At 65.7% G+C, this 20,754-nt stretch carries 21 protein-coding genes; 15 read left to right on the top strand and 6 right to left on the bottom strand.

From position 1 onward, the window contains the following. The first annotated feature begins 20 nt into the window (after positions 1-20). The 10 genes from bchL (at position 21) to EV216_RS02690 (ending at position 7,954) form a co-directional block, all read left to right on the top strand. Positions 21-917: a ferredoxin:protochlorophyllide reductase (ATP-dependent) iron-sulfur ATP-binding protein gene (gene bchL / locus EV216_RS02735; protein ID WP_132693530.1), complete on the top strand. Its 897-nt coding sequence runs from the start codon at positions 21-23 to the stop codon at positions 915-917. Between the two features lie 13 nt (positions 918-930). Then, positions 931-1,614, top strand: a complete 684-nt coding sequence (bchM, locus tag EV216_RS02730) for a magnesium protoporphyrin IX methyltransferase (RefSeq protein WP_132693529.1) — start codon at positions 931-933, stop codon at positions 1,612-1,614. After that, entirely contained in the window at positions 1,611-3,050 is a 1,440-nt protein-coding gene (locus EV216_RS02725) for a PucC family protein (protein ID WP_424511164.1), read from the top strand. The genes bchM and EV216_RS02725 overlap by 4 nt, the downstream gene beginning before the upstream one ends. Positions 3,051-3,067: 17 nt before the next feature. After that, positions 3,068-3,847 carry a photosynthetic reaction center subunit H gene (puhA, locus tag EV216_RS02720; RefSeq protein WP_132693527.1) on the top strand — a complete coding sequence of 260 codons (780 nt, stop codon included), beginning with the start codon at positions 3,068-3,070 and terminating at the stop codon, positions 3,845-3,847. A gap of 15 nt (positions 3,848-3,862) precedes the next feature. Beyond that, positions 3,863-4,495: a photosynthetic complex putative assembly protein PuhB gene (puhB, locus tag EV216_RS02715; RefSeq protein WP_132693526.1), complete on the top strand. Its 633-nt coding sequence runs from the start codon at positions 3,863-3,865 to the stop codon at positions 4,493-4,495. A 3-nt stretch (positions 4,496-4,498) separates the two neighbouring features. Further along, entirely contained in the window at positions 4,499-4,969 is a 471-nt protein-coding gene (gene puhC / locus EV216_RS02710; RefSeq protein WP_132693525.1) for a photosynthetic complex assembly protein PuhC, read from the top strand. Between the two features lie 51 nt (positions 4,970-5,020). After that, complete coding sequence (locus EV216_RS02705; RefSeq protein WP_132693524.1) at positions 5,021-5,317, top strand: hypothetical protein; 297 nt, start codon at positions 5,021-5,023, stop codon at positions 5,315-5,317. Continuing rightward, positions 5,314-6,429 carry a magnesium-protoporphyrin IX monomethyl ester (oxidative) cyclase gene (acsF, locus tag EV216_RS02700; RefSeq protein WP_132693523.1) on the top strand — a complete coding sequence of 372 codons (1,116 nt, stop codon included), beginning with the start codon at positions 5,314-5,316 and terminating at the stop codon, positions 6,427-6,429. The genes EV216_RS02705 and acsF overlap by 4 nt, the downstream gene beginning before the upstream one ends. Next, positions 6,426-7,247 (top strand): putative photosynthetic complex assembly protein PuhE, encoded by an 822-nt coding sequence (puhE, locus tag EV216_RS02695; RefSeq protein WP_341539351.1) that lies wholly within the window; start codon positions 6,426-6,428, stop codon positions 7,245-7,247. The genes acsF and puhE overlap by 4 nt, the downstream gene beginning before the upstream one ends. A 269-nt stretch (positions 7,248-7,516) precedes the next feature. After that, the gene (locus EV216_RS02690) at positions 7,517-7,954 is read left to right on the top strand and encodes a c-type cytochrome (protein WP_132693521.1); all 438 of its coding nucleotides are present in this window, start codon (positions 7,517-7,519) and stop codon (positions 7,952-7,954) included. 73 nt (positions 7,955-8,027) lie between these two features. Here EV216_RS02690 and bchO read toward each other — a convergent pair whose 3' ends face one another. From bchO to EV216_RS02670, 4 genes are read right to left on the bottom strand one after another with little or no spacing between them, the layout of a single operon-like run. After that, positions 8,028-8,894, bottom strand: coding sequence for an alpha/beta fold hydrolase BchO (gene bchO / locus EV216_RS02685; protein ID WP_132693520.1), 867 nt, complete (start codon positions 8,892-8,894; stop codon positions 8,028-8,030). A 9-nt stretch (positions 8,895-8,903) separates the two neighbouring features. Beyond that, positions 8,904-10,610, bottom strand: coding sequence for a magnesium chelatase subunit D (locus EV216_RS02680; RefSeq protein ID WP_165899117.1), 1,707 nt, complete (start codon positions 10,608-10,610; stop codon positions 8,904-8,906). After that, on the bottom strand, positions 10,597-11,610 hold the full coding sequence (gene bchI / locus EV216_RS02675) for a magnesium chelatase ATPase subunit I (RefSeq protein ID WP_132693518.1): 1,014 nt from the start codon (positions 11,608-11,610) through the stop codon (positions 10,597-10,599). The genes EV216_RS02680 and bchI overlap by 14 nt, the downstream gene beginning before the upstream one ends. Then, positions 11,607-12,416, bottom strand: a complete 810-nt coding sequence (locus EV216_RS02670; RefSeq protein ID WP_132693517.1) for a spheroidene monooxygenase — start codon at positions 12,414-12,416, stop codon at positions 11,607-11,609. The genes bchI and EV216_RS02670 overlap by 4 nt, the downstream gene beginning before the upstream one ends. A 129-nt stretch (positions 12,417-12,545) precedes the next feature. On the opposite strand from EV216_RS02670, the gene EV216_RS02665 reads away from it, so the two are divergent. From EV216_RS02665 to EV216_RS02645, 5 genes are read left to right on the top strand one after another with little or no spacing between them, the layout of a single operon-like run. Beyond that, the gene (locus EV216_RS02665; protein ID WP_132693516.1) at positions 12,546-14,114 is read left to right on the top strand and encodes a phytoene desaturase; all 1,569 of its coding nucleotides are present in this window, start codon (positions 12,546-12,548) and stop codon (positions 14,112-14,114) included. Between the two features lies 1 nt (position 14,115). Further along, positions 14,116-15,171, top strand: a complete 1,056-nt coding sequence (crtB, locus tag EV216_RS02660) for a 15-cis-phytoene synthase (protein ID WP_132693515.1) — start codon at positions 14,116-14,118, stop codon at positions 15,169-15,171. A 5-nt stretch (positions 15,172-15,176) separates the two neighbouring features. Continuing rightward, the gene (tspO, locus tag EV216_RS02655; RefSeq protein ID WP_243641943.1) at positions 15,177-15,662 is read left to right on the top strand and encodes a tryptophan-rich sensory protein TspO; all 486 of its coding nucleotides are present in this window, start codon (positions 15,177-15,179) and stop codon (positions 15,660-15,662) included. 38 nt (positions 15,663-15,700) lie between these two features. Continuing rightward, complete coding sequence (locus EV216_RS02650) at positions 15,701-16,153, top strand: GAF domain-containing protein (RefSeq protein WP_132693514.1); 453 nt, start codon at positions 15,701-15,703, stop codon at positions 16,151-16,153. A 42-nt stretch (positions 16,154-16,195) separates the two neighbouring features. Then, positions 16,196-16,843, top strand: a complete 648-nt coding sequence (locus tag EV216_RS02645; RefSeq protein ID WP_132693513.1) for a pseudouridine synthase — start codon at positions 16,196-16,198, stop codon at positions 16,841-16,843. Between the two features lie 144 nt (positions 16,844-16,987). Here the strand turns inward: EV216_RS02645 and EV216_RS02640 are convergent, their stop codons facing one another. Continuing rightward, positions 16,988-18,469, bottom strand: coding sequence for an aldehyde dehydrogenase family protein (locus EV216_RS02640; protein ID WP_132693512.1), 1,482 nt, complete (start codon positions 18,467-18,469; stop codon positions 16,988-16,990). 143 nt (positions 18,470-18,612) lie between these two features. After that, a complete protein-coding gene (gene pnp, locus EV216_RS02635; protein WP_132693511.1) occupies positions 18,613-20,751 on the bottom strand; it encodes a polyribonucleotide nucleotidyltransferase in 2,139 nt (712 codons plus the stop codon). Positions 20,752-20,754: the final 3 nt, after the last annotated feature.

The raw sequence follows: 20,754 nt of genomic DNA, 5'->3' as shown, positions 1-20,754 counted from the left end.
GCCGTGAACGGAGGGAACCAATGAGCCCCAGAGACGAAATTCCGCTGCTGAGAGGCGAGGACGGCGAAGGCTCCGTCCAGGTCCATCAGGACGAGACGATGAAGATCGAGGGGGCCAAGGTCTTCTCGGTCTACGGCAAGGGCGGCATCGGCAAGTCGACGACATCGTCGAACCTGTCCGCGGCCTTTTCCATGCTGGGCAAGCGCGTGCTTCAGATCGGCTGCGACCCCAAGCATGATTCGACCTTCACCCTGACGGGCCACCTGCAACCCACGGTGATCGACGTCCTGAAGGAGGTCGATTTCCACCCCGAGGAGCTGCGCCCCGAGGATTTCGTGACCGTGGGCTTCAACGGCGTGATGTGCGTCGAGGCCGGCGGCCCGCCCGCGGGCACCGGCTGCGGCGGCTATGTCGTGGGCCAGACGGTGAAACTCCTCAAACAGCACCACATGCTCGAAGATACCGACGTGGTGATCTTCGACGTGCTGGGCGACGTGGTCTGCGGGGGCTTCGCGGCCCCGTTGCAGCATGCCGACCGCGCGGTGATCGTGACGGCGAACGATTTCGACTCGATCTACGCGATGAACCGCATCATCGCCGCCGTTCAGGCCAAGTCCAAGAATTACAACGTGCGGCTCGCGGGCTGCATCGCGAACCGGTCCGAGGATACAGACCAGGTCGACAAGTATTGCAGCCGCGTCGGGTTCAAGCGGATCGCGCATATGCCGCTGGTCGACGCGATCCGGCGCTCGCGCCTGATGAAGAAGACGCTGTTCGAGATGCCCGATGACGAGGACATCGTGATGTGCCGCGCCGAGTATATCCGGGTGGCAGAGACGCTGTGGAACGGCACCGAACCGCTTGCGCCCGCGCCGCTGCCGGACCGCGAGATCTTCGAATTGCTCGGGTTCGATTGAGGAACGGCCGCAGATGGACAGCTACGCCAAGACCCGAGAACGGCTGGAACACTACTTCGATCGCACGGCGTCGAAGACCTGGGAAAGGCTGACCTCGGACGCGCCCGTTTCACGCATTCGCCAGACGGTGCGCGAGGGACGCGACCAGATGCGCGCGGCGATGCTCGCGCGCCTGCCCGATGACCTGAGCGGCAGGCGCGTGCTCGATGCCGGTTGCGGCGCCGGTCCGATGACGCTGGAACTGGTCAAGAAGGGGGCCGAGGTCGTCGCCTGCGACATCTCGCAAAGCCTTCTTGATGTTGCGAAAAGCCGCATCCCGGAGAAATACCACCGGCAGATCACCTTTGTCGCCGGCGACATGCTGTCCGACCGGCTGGGCAGTTTCGACTACGTCATGGCGATGGACAGCCTGATCCACTACAAGGCGGCCGATATCGCGGCGGCGCTGGGCCGCCTTGCGCCCCGGACCCGCGGCAAGATCGTCTTCACCGTCGCGCCCAAGACCCCGCTTCTGTCGGTCATGCATGTGACCGGCAAGCTGTTCCCGCGCTCCGACCGCTCGCCGCGGATCATTCCCCATTCCGAGGCCCGGATCGCGAACGCGCTGCGCAAGGCGGGCGTCAAGGGCCATCTGCGGCCGGTGCATCGGGTCGCACGGGGCTTCTATATCAGCCAGGCGATGGAGCTGGACCCTTGATCATCGGCGCCCGCAGAATGGCTCAGCTGAGCCTGCGCTACCTGCCCTTCGCGGACGCGGTGTCCGACGATTTCCCGCTGCGCCAGATCCTGCGGCTGTCGCTGTTCCAGGTCTCGGTCGGCATGGCCACGGTCATGCTGCTGGGCACGCTGAACCGGGTGATGATCGTCGAGCTGTCGATCCCGGCCACGATGGTCGCGATCATGATCGCGCTGCCGGTCATGACGGCGCCGTTCCGGGCGCTGCTGGGCTTCAAGTCGGATAATTACCGCTCGGCCATCGGCTGGAAACGCATTCCCTACATGTGGTTCGGCACGCTCTGGCAGATGGGCGGGCTGGCGATCATGCCCTTCGCGCTGATCGTGCTGTCGGGGGACCAGACGCTGGGACCGGCCTGGGCGGGCGAGGTTCTGGCGGGCATTGCCTTCCTGATGACCGGGCTTGGCATCCACATGACCCAGACCGTGGGCCTTGCGCTGGCGTCCGACCGGGCCACCGACGAGACCCGCCCGCGGGTGGTGGCGCTGCTCTACGTCATGTTCCTCGTGGGCATGGGCGTGTCGGCCGTGGTGATCGGCTGGTTGCTTCGGGATTTCAGCCAGTTGACCCTGATCCGGGTCGTGCAGGGTGCCGCCGTTGCAACCGTCGTTCTGAACCTCATCGCGCTCTGGAAACAGGAGCCGATGAACCCCATGAGCAGGGAAGAGCGGTCCACCCGCCCGCCCAGCTTCGGCGATGCCTGGGCGGATTTCCTGCGCGGTGGACGGGCCGGCCGGTTGCTGGCGGTGGTGGCCCTGGGCACGCTGGCCTTCAACATGCAGGACGTGCTGCTTGAACCCTATGGCGGTCAGGTTCTCGGCCTGCCGGTCGGCACGACCACGCTTCTGACCGGCACCTGGGCGGCGGGGGCGCTTCTGGGCTTCGGGTTGGCCGCGCGCTGGCTCAGCCAGGGCATGAACCTCTACCGCATGGGCGCGACCGGGATCCTGTCGGGGATCGGCGCCTTCACGCTGGTGATCCTGTCGGGGCCGCTCGGCTCGGTGCCTCTGTTCTTCCTGGGCGCGGGCGCGATCGGTTTCGGCGGCGGTCTTTTCGCCGTGGCGACACTGACGGCCGCTATGTCTCTGCCCGCCGATGCCAAGGCGGGGCGCGGGCTTGCGCTGGGCGCCTGGGGCGCGGCGCAGGCGACGGCCGCGGGGCTTGCCGTGGCGGCGGGCGGCACGCTGCGCGATGTCGTGAATCACTTTGCGCTTTCGGGCGCGTTCGGCGCGGGGCTCGAAACCCCGGCCACCGGATACGCGGCGGTCTACCACATTGAGATCGTCCTGCTGTTCGTGACACTCATGGTTCTGGGGCCGCTGGTGCGGCCACAGGACGGCAACCATCCCAACAGGGATTCATCGGCCAAGATCGGGCTGGCCGACTTCCCAACCTGACCCGGAGGACCGAACCCATGGTCAACGCATTTTTCGGAAATTTCGATCTTGCCAGTCTGTCCATCTGGGCGTTCTGGCTCTTCTTCGCCGGGCTGATCTTCTACCTTCAGCGCGCAAACATGCACGAGGGCTTCCCGCTAGAGGACGAGATGGGCAAACCCGCACCCAACCAAGGCCTGTTCTGGGTTCCTGAAAAGAAGACCTACAAGCTGCCGCATGGCCAGGGCGACAAGACCGTTCCCGACTTGCAGACCGACCCGCGCAACGTTGATCTGCCGCTGAAGAAGGGGACGCCCAACAACGGCTATCCGCTGATTCCGACCGGCGATCCGATGCTGGACGGTGTGGGGCCGGCCGCGTGGTGCGCCCGCAAGGACGAGCCCGAACTCGACGGCCGCGGCCATCCCAAGATCCAGCCGATGGCAGCGCTGGCCGGTTTCAAGGTGTCGGCCGGGCGTGACCCGCGTGGCATGAACGTTGTCGCCGGTGACGGTGAGGTGGTCGGCAAGATCGTCGACATGTGGGTCGATGAGCCCGAGCAGCTTGTGCGCTATCTCGAAGTCGAACTGGACGCCGATCATGGCGGCGGGCGTCGGCTGATCCCCATGCAAGTGTCCAAGATCAGCTGGTTCCGGCCCGAGGTGAACGTGCGCCTGATCTATGGCAAGCACTTTGCCGACGTGCCGACTATCAAGTCGTCGACCAAGGTGACCAAGCTCGAGGAAGAGAAGATCTGCGCCTACTACGGCGGCGGTATGCTCTACGCCGATCCCGCGCGTCAGGAGTCGCAACTGTAAGGAGCGAGATGACGCATGTCCCACGACGATTTTTCCATCGAGCCCATCAGGGGCCTGCCCACGCACCTGCCCGAGGGGGAGGAAATCCTCTGGCAGGGTTCGCCTGATTGGTGGGTGCTGGCCCGGGAAAGCCTCTCGCTGTATTGGGTCGCGGGTTATTTCGTCGTGCTCTTCCTCTGGAGGGTGATCGTCGCTACCGAGACGATGTCTCTGGCCCAGGCGGCGGTCGCCTCCTCGTTCTACCTGATCCTGGGGGGCGTGGTCTGTGCCTTGCTCATGATCACGGCCTTTGTCCAAGCAAAGGCGACGGTCTACACTGTCACCAACAAGCGCGTTGCGCTGCGGATCGGGGCGGCGCTCACGATGACGCTGAACCTGCCCTATACTTGGATCGGCAACGCGAATCTCGACCTGCGGAAATCCGGCGTAGGAACCATCGCTTTCGAACTGATGGGGACGACGCAATTTTCCTATCTGTTGTGCTGGCCACATGTCCGTCCTTGGCGGATGGCCCGCACGGAACCCGCGTTCCGCTGCATCCCTGACGCGGCGAAGGTCGCAAGGCTGATCGCCGAAGCCGCGGAAACGCGGGTTTCCGAACCTAGGCTCGCGCGCGTTCCCGACGAGGACGCGCTGGCAGCGGAGTAAAAGATGGCCGCCACTGATCCCCACAAGCAACCCCGGCAGCAGGACGGAATGGAGAAAATTCCTCCGATCCTGATCAGGGCAATGTTTGGCCTCGTGCTGTTCGCCCTTGTTGTGGTTGCTTGGGCGCGGCTGACGGACCAGCCCCTTTCGGCTTTGCCGGATCACGATGCGCCCATCGCGGTCGAGCGCCAGATTGTGATCGAAGGCAGCAATTCCGGCCGGGCCATTGTCTATGACATCGAGGGGAACATCATACGGGAATTCGGTCCTCTGGAGGGGGGGTTCATTTCCGGTGTATGGCGGGTGCTGAGACACGAGCGGGGCAAGATCGACGCCCCCCTTGATGCGCCCGTAAGGCTCGTTCGCTTTGAAAGCGGGCGGCTCTCTCTGTACGACGACCTGACCGGTTGGCGTGCGGAACTGATCGGCTTCGGTGCCGATAACGCGGCAGCTTTCGCGCGGCTGCTGGATTGACCGGGAGGATTGGGAACATGGGTCCTCCCACAAAAAACAGGGAACCAGGAAATGGGACTTTTTACACGAGAGAAGGAGACCGCACCCTGCACGGTTGAGGTTTCCCACAAGTTCGAGAGCCTCCACGCTCATGTGCGGTTCAACAACGGGGCCGTCGTCCACCCGGGCGACGAGGTTCTCGTGCACGGCCCCGAGATCATGGCCCCCTATGGCGAGGTCGTGACAGAGGATCGCGTGGCCACCATCACCCGCGCCTCGGCCGTCGAGCGTCTGTGGACGCGGCTGACCGGCGATCTGGAAGTCATGGAACTCTGCGAGTTCTCCTTTTCCGAGGAGGCCACGCTGTGAACGTTCATACCGCCGATGCCGCTACCGTCGAAGAGGGCCTTGCCATCCAGGAGGCCCAGGCCGTCCTCGACTCCGAAAGCGCAACCGCGGTCGCCATGCAGGACACCCTGCTGACCCCGCGCTTCTACACCACCGATTTCGACGAGCTTGACGCGATCGACGTCACCCCCGTCCGCAAGGACTGGGACCAGCTCATTGAGGAAATGAAGGCCGACCCGAACAAGGGCCACTTCAAGAAGGACGAGAACTGGGACCATGTCGACTGGGACGGCATGGACCCCGAATTGCGCAAGGAATTCATCGACTTCCTGATCTCCTCCTGCACGGCCGAGTTCTCGGGCTGCGTGCTCTACAAGGAGATGAAGCGGCGCGGCAAGAACCAGGACATCACCGAGCTGTTCCAGCTGATGGCGCGCGACGAGGCGCGGCATGCGGGCTTCATCAACGACGCGCTGCGCGAGGCGGGGATCGCGGTGAACCTGGGCTTTCTCACGCAGAAGAAGAAATACACCCATTTCCGCCCCAAGTTCATCTACTACGCCACCTACCTGAGCGAAAAGATCGGCTACGCCCGTTACATCACGATCTACCGCCATCTCGAGGCACATCCCGACAAGCGGTTCCACCCGATCTTCAAGTGGTTCCGCGAGTGGTGCAATGACGAGTTCCGCCATGGCGAGGCCTTCGCCCTGCTGATGAAGACCGATCCGAAACTGACCTCGGGCATCAATGTCTGGTGGATCAAGTTCTTCCTGACCGCGGTCTATGCCACGATGTATGTCCGCGACCACCAGCGCCCGGCCTTCCACAAGGCGCTTGACGTCGATACCGACTGGTACGGACAGGAGGTGTTCCGCAAGACCTCGGAACTGTCGAAACAGGTCTTCCCGATCACCCTCGACATCGACCACCCGCGCTGGATGAAGGGGCTCAAGGCCCTTCAGGTGGCCTCGGTCCAGGTCGACCGGGCGAAAAAGGCGGGCGGCGTGGGCGGCAAGCTCTCGCAATGGGTCGGCAGCGCCCGGGCGGCATGGGCCTTTGCCATGCTCTTCACGATCCCGGCGAAGAAACATCAGGTCCCCGTGAAGACCAGACTGGAGCCCGTCTATTGATCGAGTCGGCCTGGTTCGCGGCGCTCGCGGCGCTTTTCATCTGGTGGTTCTCCACCGGAGCGATCCTCGTGGTCGTGCGCCGGGCCGAGCATCGCGGACGCCTGGCGCATCTGCGCGCCACGATCGTGGCCCTGCCCCTTCTTGGGGGCGGGGTCCTGCTCTACGAGTTGACCCGGTACATGGAAACGGCGGGCGCCTCCTATCTGGCGTTCCTCGCGGCCCTCGCGATCTGGGGCTGGGTCGAGCTTGCCTTCCTGACCGGGGTGATCACGGGCCCGAACACCACCCATTGCCACGAAGAGGCGCGCGGCTGGGAACGCTTCATGCGGGCCTATGGCACGATCGCGTATCACGAGACGCTGCTGGTGATGATCCTGTTCGTGATGCTCGTGACGACATACGATTCGCCGAACACGGTGGGCCTGTGGACCTTCATCGTGCTGTTCTTCGCGCGCATCTCGGCCAAGCTGAACCTGTTTCTCGGCGTGCCCAAAATCAATGTCGAATTCCTGCCCACACCGCTTGCGCATCTGCCCAGCCATTTCCGCATCTCGCGCCTGAACTGGCTTTTTCCGTTTTCGGTCTCGTTCCTGACCTTCGCTGTCTATTGCTGGCTCGAGCGGCTGGTATCGGTGTCCGCCCCGCATGAGGTCGTGGGCTTCGCGCTGCTGTCCGCGATCACGGCGCTGGCGCTGCTCGAACATTGGCTGATGGTGCTTCCGCTGCCCGATGAAAAGCTCTGGCGCTGGATGCTGCCCGCGCGCAAGGTCTCGTCCGAGAAGTCCGAACGGAGGCGCGAGGATCTTCGGGAGATCTAGTTTGGGGCGAGTCGTTGGGGCAATTATGGAAATGCGACACAATGCCGCAGCCTAGAGCGGATGCGCCCCTTCTGGTTCAGTAGGCCGGTGTCAAGGCCTCGCCAGAGGGTGATTAGAACAAATCTAAGGAGATGGTGTGTCGATCCTTGGGCAGACCGTTCACTTCTGTGTCTTTCCCGGACCTTCGCGGGTTGGCAGGCATTTGCTTTGACCTTGAAAAAACCGCACCCCATGGTATGCAGCGACCATTCGAGTCTAGGGAGAGACTAATGAAGAACCAGTTCGCTCTTGTCGCGGCCGCCGCCCTGGTCGCGGGCCCGGTATTGGCCCAGGAGGCGTCGGGCAATGCCGAGGCCGGCGAGAAGGCGTTCCGCCAGTGTATCACCTGCCATGTCGTCGTGAACGACGAAGGTGAGACTCTTGCCGGCCGCAACGCCCGGGTCGGCCCGAACCTCTACAAGGTGCCCGGTCGCCACGCCGGCGAGGTCGAGGACTTCAAGTATTCCGCGTCCCTGCTGGCCGCGGGCGAGAAGGGACTTGTCTGGACCGAAGAGGAATTCGTCAAATACGCCTTGGACCCCACGGGCTATCTGCGCGAATATCTCGGCGATAGCAGCGCGCGCGGCGCGATGACTCACAAGGTCCGCAAGGAAGATGAGGCGGTGGATATCTACGCCTATCTCGTCAGCATGGGCGTGCACGACTGAGCCGGAAATAAAGGACAGAGTGAAAGGGCCGCCAGGGCAATCCCGGTGGCCCTTTCCTTTGCTCTCCGCCTGTTCATCCGAGATGCGCCGTCAGAAAGGCTGAAATCAGCGCGGTGACGTCTTCGGGGGCCTCCTCGTGGGCGAGGTGGCCCAGCCCGGGCATCCGGACGATCTCGGTCCGCGGCAGTCGCGCGGCGGCTCGGGCCGAGGATGCGGGCGGTACGGCGCGGTCGGTCTCGCCAACCAGCAGCAGCGTCGGAACCTCGATCCCCGGCAGATCGTGCCAAAGACCGTCCAGCGTCCACTGCGCCACCATGGCCAGCGTCGCGTCGGTGTGGTTGCGGTCGGCCACCAGCCGCCGGTAAAGCGCCAGCCCTTCGGGCGAGATATGGCTGCCGATCCCGGCGATCATGTATTCGACGCCCGTGGCGTTCCCCAGCCAGCGCGAGATCTCCGAGGCCGAGAACGGGTTGAGCGCCATCATCCGCGCCATCATCGGAAACAGCCATCCGGCCATGCCCTTGAAATTCTCTACCGCGGCATTGATCCCGACGATGGCCTTGGGCGGGCGCTTCAGGTCGCGCACCAGCCGCAGCGCCAGCGCCGCCCCCGCCGAATGGCCCACGATCGCGTCCGGCAACAGCCCCTCGCCATCCAGAAGCGCCGCGATGTCCTGGCTCATAGAATCGAGTCCGCAGCGCTGCCGTGCGCCCATCCGGGTAAAGCCCTGCCCGGGCAGGTCCAGCGCGACGACATGGTAATGCCGCGCGAGGATCGGGAAGACGTCGCGCCAGCTATGGCTGGCCCCGCCCGTGCCATGCAGCAGCAGCACGACCGGCCCCACGCCAGCCTCCTGGATATGCCAGTAATGCGGGCGGTGGCGGACGAAGCGGGAATGCTCCCGGTTCGGCCAGTCGCTTCCGTCCCGGGTCCAGTCCATAGGGCACCTCTAGGCGTCGAGGGCGGCCGACACGGCAGAGGACAGCCGGTTCGCATCGGCCCTTGGCAACGGAATGTAGGGGGCGCCCAGCGTGTCGGCCAGCGCCTTGAGCGAGCGTTCGGGCCGCTGGCCCATGTCGATCACCATCGAGGGGAAGCCCTGCAACCGGATCGCGGTGGCCATGCGCTCGGCATCCTCGCCTGCCAGCGTCCGGTTGGCCGACCCGTCCAGCGCGATATTGGCCCGCCCGTCGGTCAGCAGCGCCACGGTGGGCGTCATGCCGCGCCCCTTGGACTGGATCGCGACCTCCAGCGCCACCTTCAGCCCCGCGGCCAGCGGCGTGCCGCCCCCGCCGGGCAGGGCCGCCAGCCGCCGCTTGGTCTGCACCAGCGATCGCGTGGGCGGCAGCAGCAGTTCCGCCCCCTCGCCCCGGAAAGCCACCAGCGCGACATGGTCGCGCCGCGCATAGGCTTCGGCCAGCAAGAGTTCGACCGCGCCCTTGGCCTCGGCCAGCCGGGTCATCGCCGCCGAGCCCGAGGCGTCCACCACGAAGATCAGCAGACGGTCGGATTTCTCCTCGAACCGCTTGATGCGGAAATCGTCGGACCGGATGTGCAGCGACCGCTCGAACCGGCTTTCCTGCTTGCGGATGGTCTGCCACGGCGCGGCCGCGCGCAGGGTCGAGATCACGTCCAGCCGCGCGCCGGTTTCCAGCCGCCCGCGCCGCGAGGGGATCGGCCGTCCGCGTCGGTTGCCCTTGCGCTTGGCTCCCGCGCCGGAATTGCCGCCGCCGCCCCGGTTGGCCCGTTTCGCCGCCAGCATGGCCAGCAGGTCGGCGGGCAGGGTGGCCCTGGCGGCCTCCAGCAGGATGTCCTGCAAGGGCAGATCGTCCAGCGACTGGCCCTCGCCCTCGTCTTGCTCGCCCTTTTCGGGTTCCGGCTCGGGCGGGGGCTGGTCGGGCGGTTGCTCGGGGGGCTGGTCGTCTTCGGCCTCGGGAAACTGGGTCGCCCGGGGCGCCAGCACCAGTTCCACCGCCGCTTTCAGGTCGTCCACGCCCACCTCGTCACTACCCGCGATGGCGGCCAGGGCGCGCGCGGTGCGCAGCGTCAGCATCGGCGCGCGCAGGCTGTGAACGCCCAGCCGGACGGCCAGCAGCGTCAGGTCTTCGAGCACCTTGCCCGAGGCGCGGATACCGGGCAGCCGGTCGCGCGCCTCGGCCAGTGCGGCCTGGTCCAGCACGATCCGGTCGGTCTCGCCCCAGGGCAGGGCGTCCAGATCGACATGCAGCGCCAGCCGGTCGGTCAGCGCCTCGGGCAGGGTCTCGCCGGGCTCGGCGCCCTCGTCCAGCGCGATCAGGCAATGCCCGGTCCCCTGGTCCAGCGCGCCCGCCAGCCGTGCGGCCAGGCCCGGCTGGGTGCGTTCTGCCATCGGCAGGACCAGAACGGCGGGCTGGGCCAGGATGCCCGCCCGTTCCACCAGCTTGCCCGAGGACAGCGTGGCGGTCAGGTCGATGCTGCCGAAAAGCTGGTCGTCGCCGATGGACGGATGCAGCCGTTTCAGCGGCAGGGGAAGGCCCCCCAGCGCCTCGGTCACGCGGTCGCGGACGGGGCCGGACCGCGCGCGCAGCCACAGCCCCCCCAGCCCCACCGGATCGACGGCCAGCGCGTTCAGGCCGACCTCGACCCGGGTCCAGACGGAATTGTCAGGCAGGCTCACCCAGCACCTCGTCGACGACACGGGCAACGCGCGTGGTAGAGCCCGCCTCGTCCAGCGGATCGCGCCGCAGCCGGTGGCGCAGCGCCGAAGGCGCGACCTTGCGCACATGCTCGCGGTTGACCTTGTCGGCCCCCTCGAAGGCAGCCAGCGCGCGCGCGGCCTTGAGCAGCGTGAGTTCGCCCCGAAGCCCGTCCGAGCCCAGCGCAAGGCACAGTTCCGCGCAGTCGCGCAGCACGTCGTCCGAACTTTCCATGGTCTTCAGATGCGCTCGCGCGGCAAGGATCCGGTCGCGCAGTTCGGCATCGGCCGGGCGCCACTTCTCCATGAACGCATCGAAATCGGTCTCGTAGGTGTCGCGGCGGCGGATCACCTCGATCCGCGTGTCGACATCCTTGGGCGAGACCACCTCGACCGACAGGCCGAAGCGGTCCAGCAATTGCGGGCGCAACTCGCCCTCCTCGGGGTTGCCGGACCCGACGAGCACGAAGCGCGCCGGGTGCCGGATCGACAGCCCTTCCCGTTCCACCACGTTCTCGCCCGACTGGGCGACGTCAAGAAGCAGGTCGACGATGTGATCCTCCAGCAGGTTCACCTCGTCGATATAGAGGTAGCCCCTGTTGGCCCGCGCCAGAAGGCCCGGCTCGAACGCCTTGACGCCCGAGGACAGGGCCTTCTCGATGTCGAGCGCCCCCACCACCCGGTCCTCGGTCACGCCCAGCGGCAGGTCCACGACGGGCGTGGGCCGCGTGATGATCGCGGTCGAGGTCAGGTGCGCCCATTCCGGGCACTGATCGCGCGAGGGCGAATTCACCGGACAGCTTTCCACCGCCTGGATCGGCGGCAGAAGGGCTGCCAGCGCGCGGACGGCGGTCGACTTGCCGGTGCCGCGGTCGCCGAACACAAGAACGCCGCCGATCCCCGGGTCGATTGCCGTGAGGATCATCGCCTGCTTCATCTCCTCCTGCCCGACGATGGCGGAGAAGGGAAAGGGTTGTCTCATGCAGTCTCTTTCGATTTCCTGGGCGCCTTGGACTTGCCCGGCGCCGCCTTGTCCGTCGATGTCTCGGCCTTGGGTTGGGCCTTGGTCTCGGGCGCCGACTTCGGTGCATCCAGCCGCTTCAGCGGGCTCCCGCCTTCCCAACTACCCTCTTCTTCGAGGATGTTGAAGCGCGCATACAGCTCTTCCTTGAACCAGTTGCCTTCGCGGACATGCTGCACCGCGCGGCCATGCGGACAATCGCCATGGGCAAAGGTCGTCATCTCGCGCTTGTCGTTCCACAGCGAGAAGGTCACCTGCTGCACCCAGGGCACCTCGGCCATGCCGATATGGAAGGCGCAGTTCGGGTGTTCGGCCACCAGCGACTGGATCTGCGGCACCTCGGCCCAGAATTTCAGCGCGATGGGCAGCTTGACGGTGGCGCGCGTCAGCACCGCCATCTTGCCGTTTGCGTCGGGCTTTTCGCTGACCCGCAGCGGCTCGACGCCGGACCACAGCCCCTTGGCCGAGATCGGCGTCAGGTAGATCGTGTAGGTCTCGCAGGAATGGTCGCGCAGCATGCGATGGGTGATGCTTTCCTTCAGCCCCTTCTTCGCGGTCGCCATGTCCGGCCAGACGCACAGGATCGCGTTGACGTCGACATTGGGCTTGGGGTTGAAACCCGCGTCCGAGCCGGTGCCGAGCATCTTGAAAAATTCCAGCCCCGGCACATTCTTCAGCGCGAAGCGGCCGCGCGCCATCTGGCTGAGCGCCTCGAGTCGGGACGCCCAGTTGTTGTAACGGAAGAAGCTGATGGTGACGACTTGCATTGGCGATTCTCCTTCGCAGCTGTCGTTCGTCTATGTCAGTTCGAGGTGCGACCGAAAGGGACATGACGCACCCGGCGCGCATCCGGTAGAAGCATTGTAAACTAAACTAGACAGGTTTAACCTAGCGACATGATGACACGAGTTGATCCCGCCCTGGCGGAGGAAGCAGTCCGGGCCGCTGGTCCGCATGCGGTCGTGATCGGGGCGGGGCTTGGCGGTCTCGCCGCGGCCATGCGCCTTGGCGCCAAGGGCTATCGCGTCACCGTGATCGACAAGCTCGACGTGCCCGGCGGGCGCGGCTCGGCGATCTGGCAGGACGGCCACCGCTTCGACCTTGGCCCGACCATCGTGACGGTCCCGCAGATCTTCCGCTCGCTCTGGGAGGTCTGCGGGCGCGATTTCGACAAGGACGTCAAGCTGGTCCCGATGGACCCTTTCTACGAGATCGTCTTCCCCGACGGCGAACGATTCCGCGCGCAGCAGGATACCGACGGCATGCGCGCCGAGGTGGCCCGCCTGTCGCCCTCGGACCTTGCGGGCTATGACCAGTTCCTGAAGGACAGCGAGAAACGCTACTGGTTCGGCTTCGAGAATCTCGGCCGCAAACCGATGCACAAGTGGATGGACCTGGTGAAGGTGCTGCACATCTTCGGGATGCTGCGCGCCGACAAGTCGGTCTATGCCCATGCCGCCAGCCGGGTAAAGGACGAACGCCTGCGCATGGCGCTGTCCTTCCACCCGCTGTTCATCGGCGGCGATCCGTTCAACGTGACCTCGATGTATATCCTCGTCAGCTACCTCGAAAAGGAATTCGGGGTGCATTACGCGATGGGCGGCGTCGCCGCGATCGCCAAGGCCATGGCCGGCGTGATCGAGGGGCAGGGCGGCGTGATGCGCATGGGCACCGAGGTCGACGAGATCCTCGTCGAACGGCTCCCCCATTCGCACAAGGCCACGGGCGTCCGCCTTGCCTCGGGCGAGGTGGTCAAGGCCGATATCGTGGTCTCGAACGCCGATTCGGGCTTTACCTACAACACGCTTCTCAGAAACCACCGCCGCTGGCGCTGGACCGACGAATCGCTGGCGAAGAAACGTTGGTCGATGGGCCTGTTCGTCTGGTATTTCGGGACGAAGGGAACGCGGGGGATGTGGAAGGACGTGGGCCATCACACGGTGCTGAACGGCCCGCGCTACAAGGGCCTCGTCAACGACATCTTCTTCCACCAGGAAAAGCTGTGCGATGACATGAGCCTTTACATCCACCGGCCCAGCGTCACCGACCCCAGCGCCGCGCCCGAGGGCGACGACACCTTCTATGCGCTCTCTCCGGTGCCGAATCTGCACACAGACAGCCCCGTGGACTGGAAGGCCAATGGCGAACGCTATCGCCAGGCGGTGCAGGATTTCATGGAAGACAAGCTGATGCCGGGACTGGGCAAGCATGTCTCCACCAGCCTGTTCTTCACGCCCGAGGATTTCCGCGACCGCTACCTCTCGCCCTATGGCGCGGGCTTCTCGCTGGAGCCGCGGATCTTCCAGAGCGCGAATTTCCGCCCCCACAACATCTCGGAGGAGGTCGACGGCCTATACATGGTCGGTGCCGGAACCCATCCCGGCGCGGGCCTGCCCAGCGTGATCACCTCGGCCGAGGTGATGGCCAGGCTGGTGCCGGATGCCGCCTCCGTGACGGCAGGCTGAGATGATCGACCCCGCGGATCTTGCGCATTGCGAAGCCTCGATCCGGACGGGCTCGTATTCCTTCCACGCCGCATCCCGGCTCTTGCCCGACCGCGTGCGCAACCCTGCGCTCGCGCTCTATGCCTTTTGCCGGATGACCGACGATTCGGTGGACCTGACGCAGGACAAGGCCGCCGCGGTGCTGACCCTGGGCGAACGGCTGGAACTGATCTATCGCGGCACGCCGCGCAACGCGCCCGCCGACCGCGCCTTTGCCGCCGTGGTCGAGGAATTCCAGATGCCCCGCACCCTGCCCGAGGCGCTGCTTGAGGGTATGGCCTGGGACGCGATGGGAAAGCGCTATGCCACGCTGTCGGATGTCTATGCCTATTCCGCGCGGGTGGCGGCGGCGGTCGGCGTGATGATGACGGTGCTCATGCGCGTGCGCTGCCCGCATGCGCTGGCGCGCGCCTGCGATCTGGGCGTCGCGATGCAATTGTCGAACATCTCGCGCGATGTGGGCGAGGATGCGCGCGAGGGGCGGTTCTACCTGCCGACCGAGTGGATGGATCAGGCTGGCATCGACATCGAGGCATTCCTCGCCGATCCGCAGCCCATCAAGCCGATCCGCCGGATGGTCAAGCACCTGCTGTCCGACGCCACCCGGCTTTATTTCCGGTCCGAACCGGGCGTGGCCGAATTGCCCTTCGCCTGTCGGCCCGGCATCTATGCCGCGCGCCACATCTATTGCGGCATCGGGCGCGAGATCGCGCGGGCGGATTACGACAGCATCACCCGCCGCGCCTTTACCACCAAGGGGCAGAAGATCGGCTGGCTGATCCTCTCCTCGATGCAGGCGGTGGCCGCCTCGGCCATGCCGCGCTCGGCGGTTCTGTATGGCAAGCCGCTTCCCGAATGCGCCTATCTCGTCGAGGCCGCCGCCGACCGCCTGCCCTCCGGCAACTCCTGGGGCGAGGGCCGCGCGGGCGAGGTCATCGCGGTGCTCGCCCAACTCAAGGCGCGCGAGGCAGCAAGGCACCGTGCCGCATTGGCCGAGGACCGAAAGCGCGCTATCTGACACGCATGATGATCGACTGGCCGCTCTTCGCCGTGTTCCTCGCAACCGCCTTCGCGGCGGGATCGACGGGCGCATTCTTCTCGCCGGGCCGCTGGTACGAGGCGCTGTCCAAACCTCCCTGGACGCCGCCCAACTGGCTGTTCCCGCTGGCCTGGTTCGTCCTCTACATCTCCATGGCCTATGCGGCGATGCGGATCGCGCTGTCAGGCCATCCGGAAATGGCCTTCGCACTGGCGATCTGGGGCCTGCAGATCGTGTTCAACACTCTCTGGTCGCCGATCTTCTTCGGCTTGCACCGCCTGTTCCCGGCGCTCATCGTGCTCTTCGGCATGTGGGCCTCGGTCCTGGCAATGGTCGTCGCCTTCTGGCGGATCGACCTCTTCGCCGGGCTTCTGGTCGCGCCCTATCTGGTCTGGACAAGCGTCGCCTTCGCGCTGAATTTCTCGATCTGGCGGCGCAACCCGGATGCCGCGCAGATGGCCGGGGCATGACGGCGCCGGCCTGAACGCGAACAAACGGGGCAGGGCGCATGCGGATCGACTATGCCGAAATGGCCGCCCGGCTTGCCGCACTCACCGAGGGCGAAACCGATACCGTGGCGCTGATGGCGACCATGGCCTGCGAATTGCACCATGCCGATGACCGATTCGACTGGACCGGCTTCTACCGCCATGTCGGGAACGAAACGCTGAAGATCGGCCCCTACCAGGGCGGCCATGGCTGCCTGACGATCCCCTTCTCGCGCGGCGTCTGCGGGGCCGCGGCCCGCACGGGCCAGGTGCAGCTGGTGCCCGATGTCGACGCCTTTCCCGGCCATATCGCCTGCGCGGCGACAACGCGGTCGGAAATCGTGCTGCCCGTCTGGAACGCGCGTGGCGATCTTCTGGGCGTGCTAGACATCGACAGCAACCGGCCCGCCGCCTTCGATCAGGACGATGCCGAGGGCCTTGCGGCGCTGCTGGCCCGGACCTTCGCCCGCTAAGCCCGGTTGCACGGCGGTCCTGAACCCGCTACCGCCCGGCGCATGAGCGAAGATTACGCCCCCCCCGATACCCCGCTCGAGGTGATCCACCTCGATCACGCGCTGCTTGTCGTGAACAAGCCGCATGGCCTGTTGTCGGTGCCGGGCAAGGGTGCACATCTGGCCGATTGCCTGCTCTCGCGCGTTCAGGCCGCCTTTCCCGAGGCGCTTCTGGTCCACCGGCTGGACCGCGACACTTCGGGCGTGATGATCTTTGCCCTGACGCCCCAGGCCCAGCGCCATCTCGGCCTGCAATTCGAGAAGCGGCAGACCAAGAAGACCTATGTCGCGCGGCTCTGGGGCCTGCTCGAACCGAAGACCGGAACAGTCGATCTGCCGCTGATCGTCGACTGGCCGAACCGCCCGCTGCAGATGGTCGACCACGCGAAGGGCAAGCAGGCGATCACCGACTGGCGCGTGCTGCGCCACGAGGGCGGAACGACCCGCGTGCGCCTGTTCCCCAGGACCGGGCGCAGCCACCAGCTTCGCGTCCACATGCGCGAGATCGGCCACCCGATCCTCGGCGATCCCTTCTATGCCGACGGTCCGGCGCGCGAGGCGCCAAGGATGATGCTGCATGCCGAGGAACTGCGCCTGCGCCATCCCGAGGGCGGACAGGGCATGGCGTTCCGCGCCGACTGCCCGTTCTGACCGGGCCGACCCTGCCGGCCGGTGCGCCTGCGGCGGGCGGGTATTTCTGTCAGGAAGAAAACCCATGGGCTTCTTCTTGGTCCAAATACCCGAACCGCGCCCGCAAGGGCGCCAATGAAACGGCGTGCGCCGCAGGCGCTCGATTCAGCAGCAGTCGCAGCCGCCATGCCCGTGGGTATGGCAAGCCGCTTCCTCGTGCCAGCCGCTGACGGCCTTGACCTCGCAGAATTCCTCCAGCCCCCAGATGCCGCCCTCGCGCCCGTTGCCCGACCGTTTCACGCCGCCGAACGGACTGCCCACGCCGCGCGAAGCGCCGTTCATCTCGACCATGCCTGCGCGCAGGCGCCGGGCCAGCCGGTTGCAGCGCGCGCCGTCCTGGGACTGCACATAGTTGGTCAGCCCGTATTCGGTGTCATTGGCGATCGTGACCGCCTCCTCCTCGCTGTCGAAGGGGATGATCGACAGCACGGGGCCGAAGATCTCCTCGCGCGCGATGGTCATGGCGTTGGTCACATCGGCAAAGACCGTGGGCCGCACGAAATACCCCCGGTTGACGCCCTCGGGCCGTCCCGGCCCGCCCGCGACCAGCCGCGCGCCCTCGTCGATGCCGGTCTGGATCAGCGCCTGCACCTTGTCGAACTGCGTCGCGCTGACCAGCGGGCCAATATGGCGGCCCTCGCGGTCGGCGGGGCCGACCTCCATCTTTTCGGCGACGGCGCGGGCGGTTTCCACGGCCGCGTCATAGACCGCCCGCTCGACCAGCATCCGCGTCGGCGCGTTGCAGGATTGCCCGGTATTCTGGAAGCAATGCAGCACGCCGCGTTTCACCGCCGTGTCGTCGGCATCGGCGAAGATCAGGTTCGCACCCTTGCCGCCCAGTTCCAGATGTACCCGCTTCAGCGTATCGGCGGCGTTCTTCGAGATCGCGATGCCCGCCCGGGTCGAGCCGGTGAACGAGATCATGTCGATATCGGGATGGCCCGACAGCTGCGTGCCCACCCCCGGCCCGTCGCCGTTCACCAGGTTGAAGACACCCGGCGGCACGCCCGCCTCATGCAGGATCTCGGCAAAGATCATCGCCGAGAGCGGCGCGATTTCCGACGGTTTCAGAACCATCGTGCAGCCCGTGGCCAGCGCCGGGATCACCTTGAGCGTGATCTGGTTCATCGGCCAGTTCCAGGGCGTGATCATGCCCACGACCCCCACCGGATCCATCAGGATGCGGTCGCCGGGCGCATGCGATCCCAGCGGGCGGTCGAACTCGAACATGTCCAGCGCGTGGATGAAGCTCTTGATATGCCAGGCCCCCGCCCCGACCTGGCTGGTGCGGGCAAAGTCGATGGGCGCGCCCATCTCGCGGCTCATCGCCTGGGCCAGATCCTCGGCGCGCGCCTTGTAGAGCCCGAGGATGCGCGCCAGCAGTTCGGAACGCTCGGCCTTGGACGTTGCGGCCCAGCCCGGCTGCGCGGCGCGGGCGGCGGCCACGGCGGCGTCGGTATCGGCCTGCCCGCCCAGCGAGATCACCGCGAACGGCTCCTCGGTCGAGGGGTCGATCACGTCGCAAGCGGCGCCAGACTGCGGTGCGACCCACGCGCCGCCGATGTAGAAATCCCTGCGTTCGATCATGTCTCCCCCCCTTTGGTCCTAGTGTTTTCCGGACCTTCTCCGGCCCCCGGCCGGATGGCAAGGGCCATTCCCTGCCGACCGTCAGGACCAACGAAAAAGGCCCCGGAAAACCGGGGCCTTTCGATGACATTCCGGAAGCCGGATTACTCGCTGACTTCTTCCTGTTCCTTTTTCAGCTCCTCGCCGGTGGCCTGATCGACCATCCGCATCGACAGCCGCACCTTGCCGCGATCGTCGAAGCCCAGAAGCTTGACCCAGACTTCCTGACCTTCCTTCAACTCGTCCGAAGGATGATTCAGCCGCTTGCCGCAGATCTGGCTGACATGCACCAGGCCGTCGCGCTTGCCGAAGAAGTTCACGAAGGCGCCGAAATCGACCAGCTTGACGACCTTGCCCTTGTAGATCTTGCCCTCTTCCGGCTCGGCCACGATCGAATAGATCATGTCATAGGCCTTCTTGATGGCCTCGCCATTGGGCGAGGCGATCTTGATCACGCCGTCGTCGTTGATGTCGACCTTGGCACCCGAGACCTCGACGATCTCGCGGATAACCTTGCCGCCCGAGCCGATCACTTCGCGGATCTTGTCGGTGGGGATGGTCATCGTCTCGATCCGCGGCGCATGCACCGAGAATTCGCCAGCCGAAGTCAGCGCCTTGGCCATCTCGCCAAGGATGTGCAACCGGCCCTCTTTCGCCTGGGCCAGCGCCTTTTCCATGATCGCGGGCGTGATGCCCGCCACCTTGATGTCCATCTGCAAGGACGTGATGCCCTTCTCGGTGCCCGCGACCTTGAAGTCCATGTCGCCTAGGTGATCCTCGTCGCCGAGAATGTCGGTCAGGATCGCGAACGACCCGTCCTCCTCCAGCACAAGGCCCATGGCCACGCCCGCCACCGGCGCCTTCAGCGGCACGCCCGCATCCATCATCGACAGCGAACCGCCACAGACGGATGCCATCGATGAGGAACCGTTCGATTCGGTGATCTCGGAGACCACGCGGATCGTATAGGGGAAGTCGGTCGGCGCCGGCAGCACCGCCTGCAGCGCGCGCCAGGCCAGCTTGCCATGGCCGATCTCGCGCCGTCCGGGGGGACCGACGCGCCCGGCCTCGCCCACCGAATAGGGCGGGAAGTTGTAATGCAGCAGGAAGTTCGAGCGCGAATTGCCGTGCAGCGCGTCGATGATCTGTTCATCGTCGCCCGTGCCCAGCGTGGTCACGACCAGGCCCTGCGTCTCGCCGCGGGTGAACAGCGCCGAGCCATGGGTCCGGGGCAGAAGGCCCACCTCGCATTCGATCGGGCGCACCTTGTCCAGCGCGCGGCCGTCGATCCGGCGGCCGTGTTTCACCACGTCGCCGCGCAGCACCGCCGATTCCAGCTTCTTGATCGCCGCGTCGAGATTGGGATCCTCAAGCTGCTCTTCGCTCAGGCCCGCCTTGATATCCGCCTTGGCGGCGGCAAGGGCGGTGACACGCTCCTGCTTGTCGGTGATCGCATAGGCGGCACGCATCTTGTCTTCGCCCAGCCCCTTCACGACCTCGTAAAGCGCCGAGTAATCCGGCGGCTGGAAGTCGAAAGGCTCTTTCGCGGCATCCTCGGCAAGGCTCACGATCAGGTCGATCACCGGCTTGATCTGCTCATGCGCGAAGGACACCGCGCCCAGCATCTCGGCCTCGGTCAGTTCATAGGCCTCGGACTCGACCATCATCACCGCGTCGCGGGTGCCGACCACCACGAGGTCCAGCCGCTGGTCGGGATTGTTGCGCAGGTTCTGCATGTCCTCGACTTCGGGGTTCAGGATGTATTCGCCATCCACGAAACCCACCCGGCAGCCCGCGATCGGCCCCATGAAGGGCACACCCGAAATCGTCAGCGCGGCCGAGGTCGCGATCATCGCCACGATGTCGGGATCGTTGACCAGATCGTGCGACAGCACCGTGCACATCACCAGCACTTCGTTCTTGAAGCCCGGCGCGAACAGCGGCCGGATCGGCCGGTCGATCAGCCGTGCGGTCAGGGTTTCCTTTTCCGAAGGACGCGCCTCGCGCTTGAAGAAGCCGCCGGGCACCTTGCCCGCCGCGTAGTATTTTTCCTGGTAATGGACGGTCAGCGGAAAGAAATCCTGACCCGGCTTCGCCGCCTTGGCGAAGGTCACGTTGGCCATGACGCTCGTCTCGCCCAGAGTGGCGATGACCGAGCCGTCGGCCTGACGGGCAACCTTGCCCGTTTCGAGGGTGAGGGTCTCTTGCCCCCACTGCATGCTTTTCGTCGTTACGTTGAACATCAT

The organism is Rhodovulum steppense (genome assembly GCF_004339675.1).
GTDB classification, from domain to species: Bacteria; Pseudomonadota; Alphaproteobacteria; order Rhodobacterales; family Rhodobacteraceae; genus Rhodovulum; species Rhodovulum steppense.
Note: the sequence above shows the minus strand (reverse complement) of the source record. Positions and strands in the feature narration are given on the sequence as shown.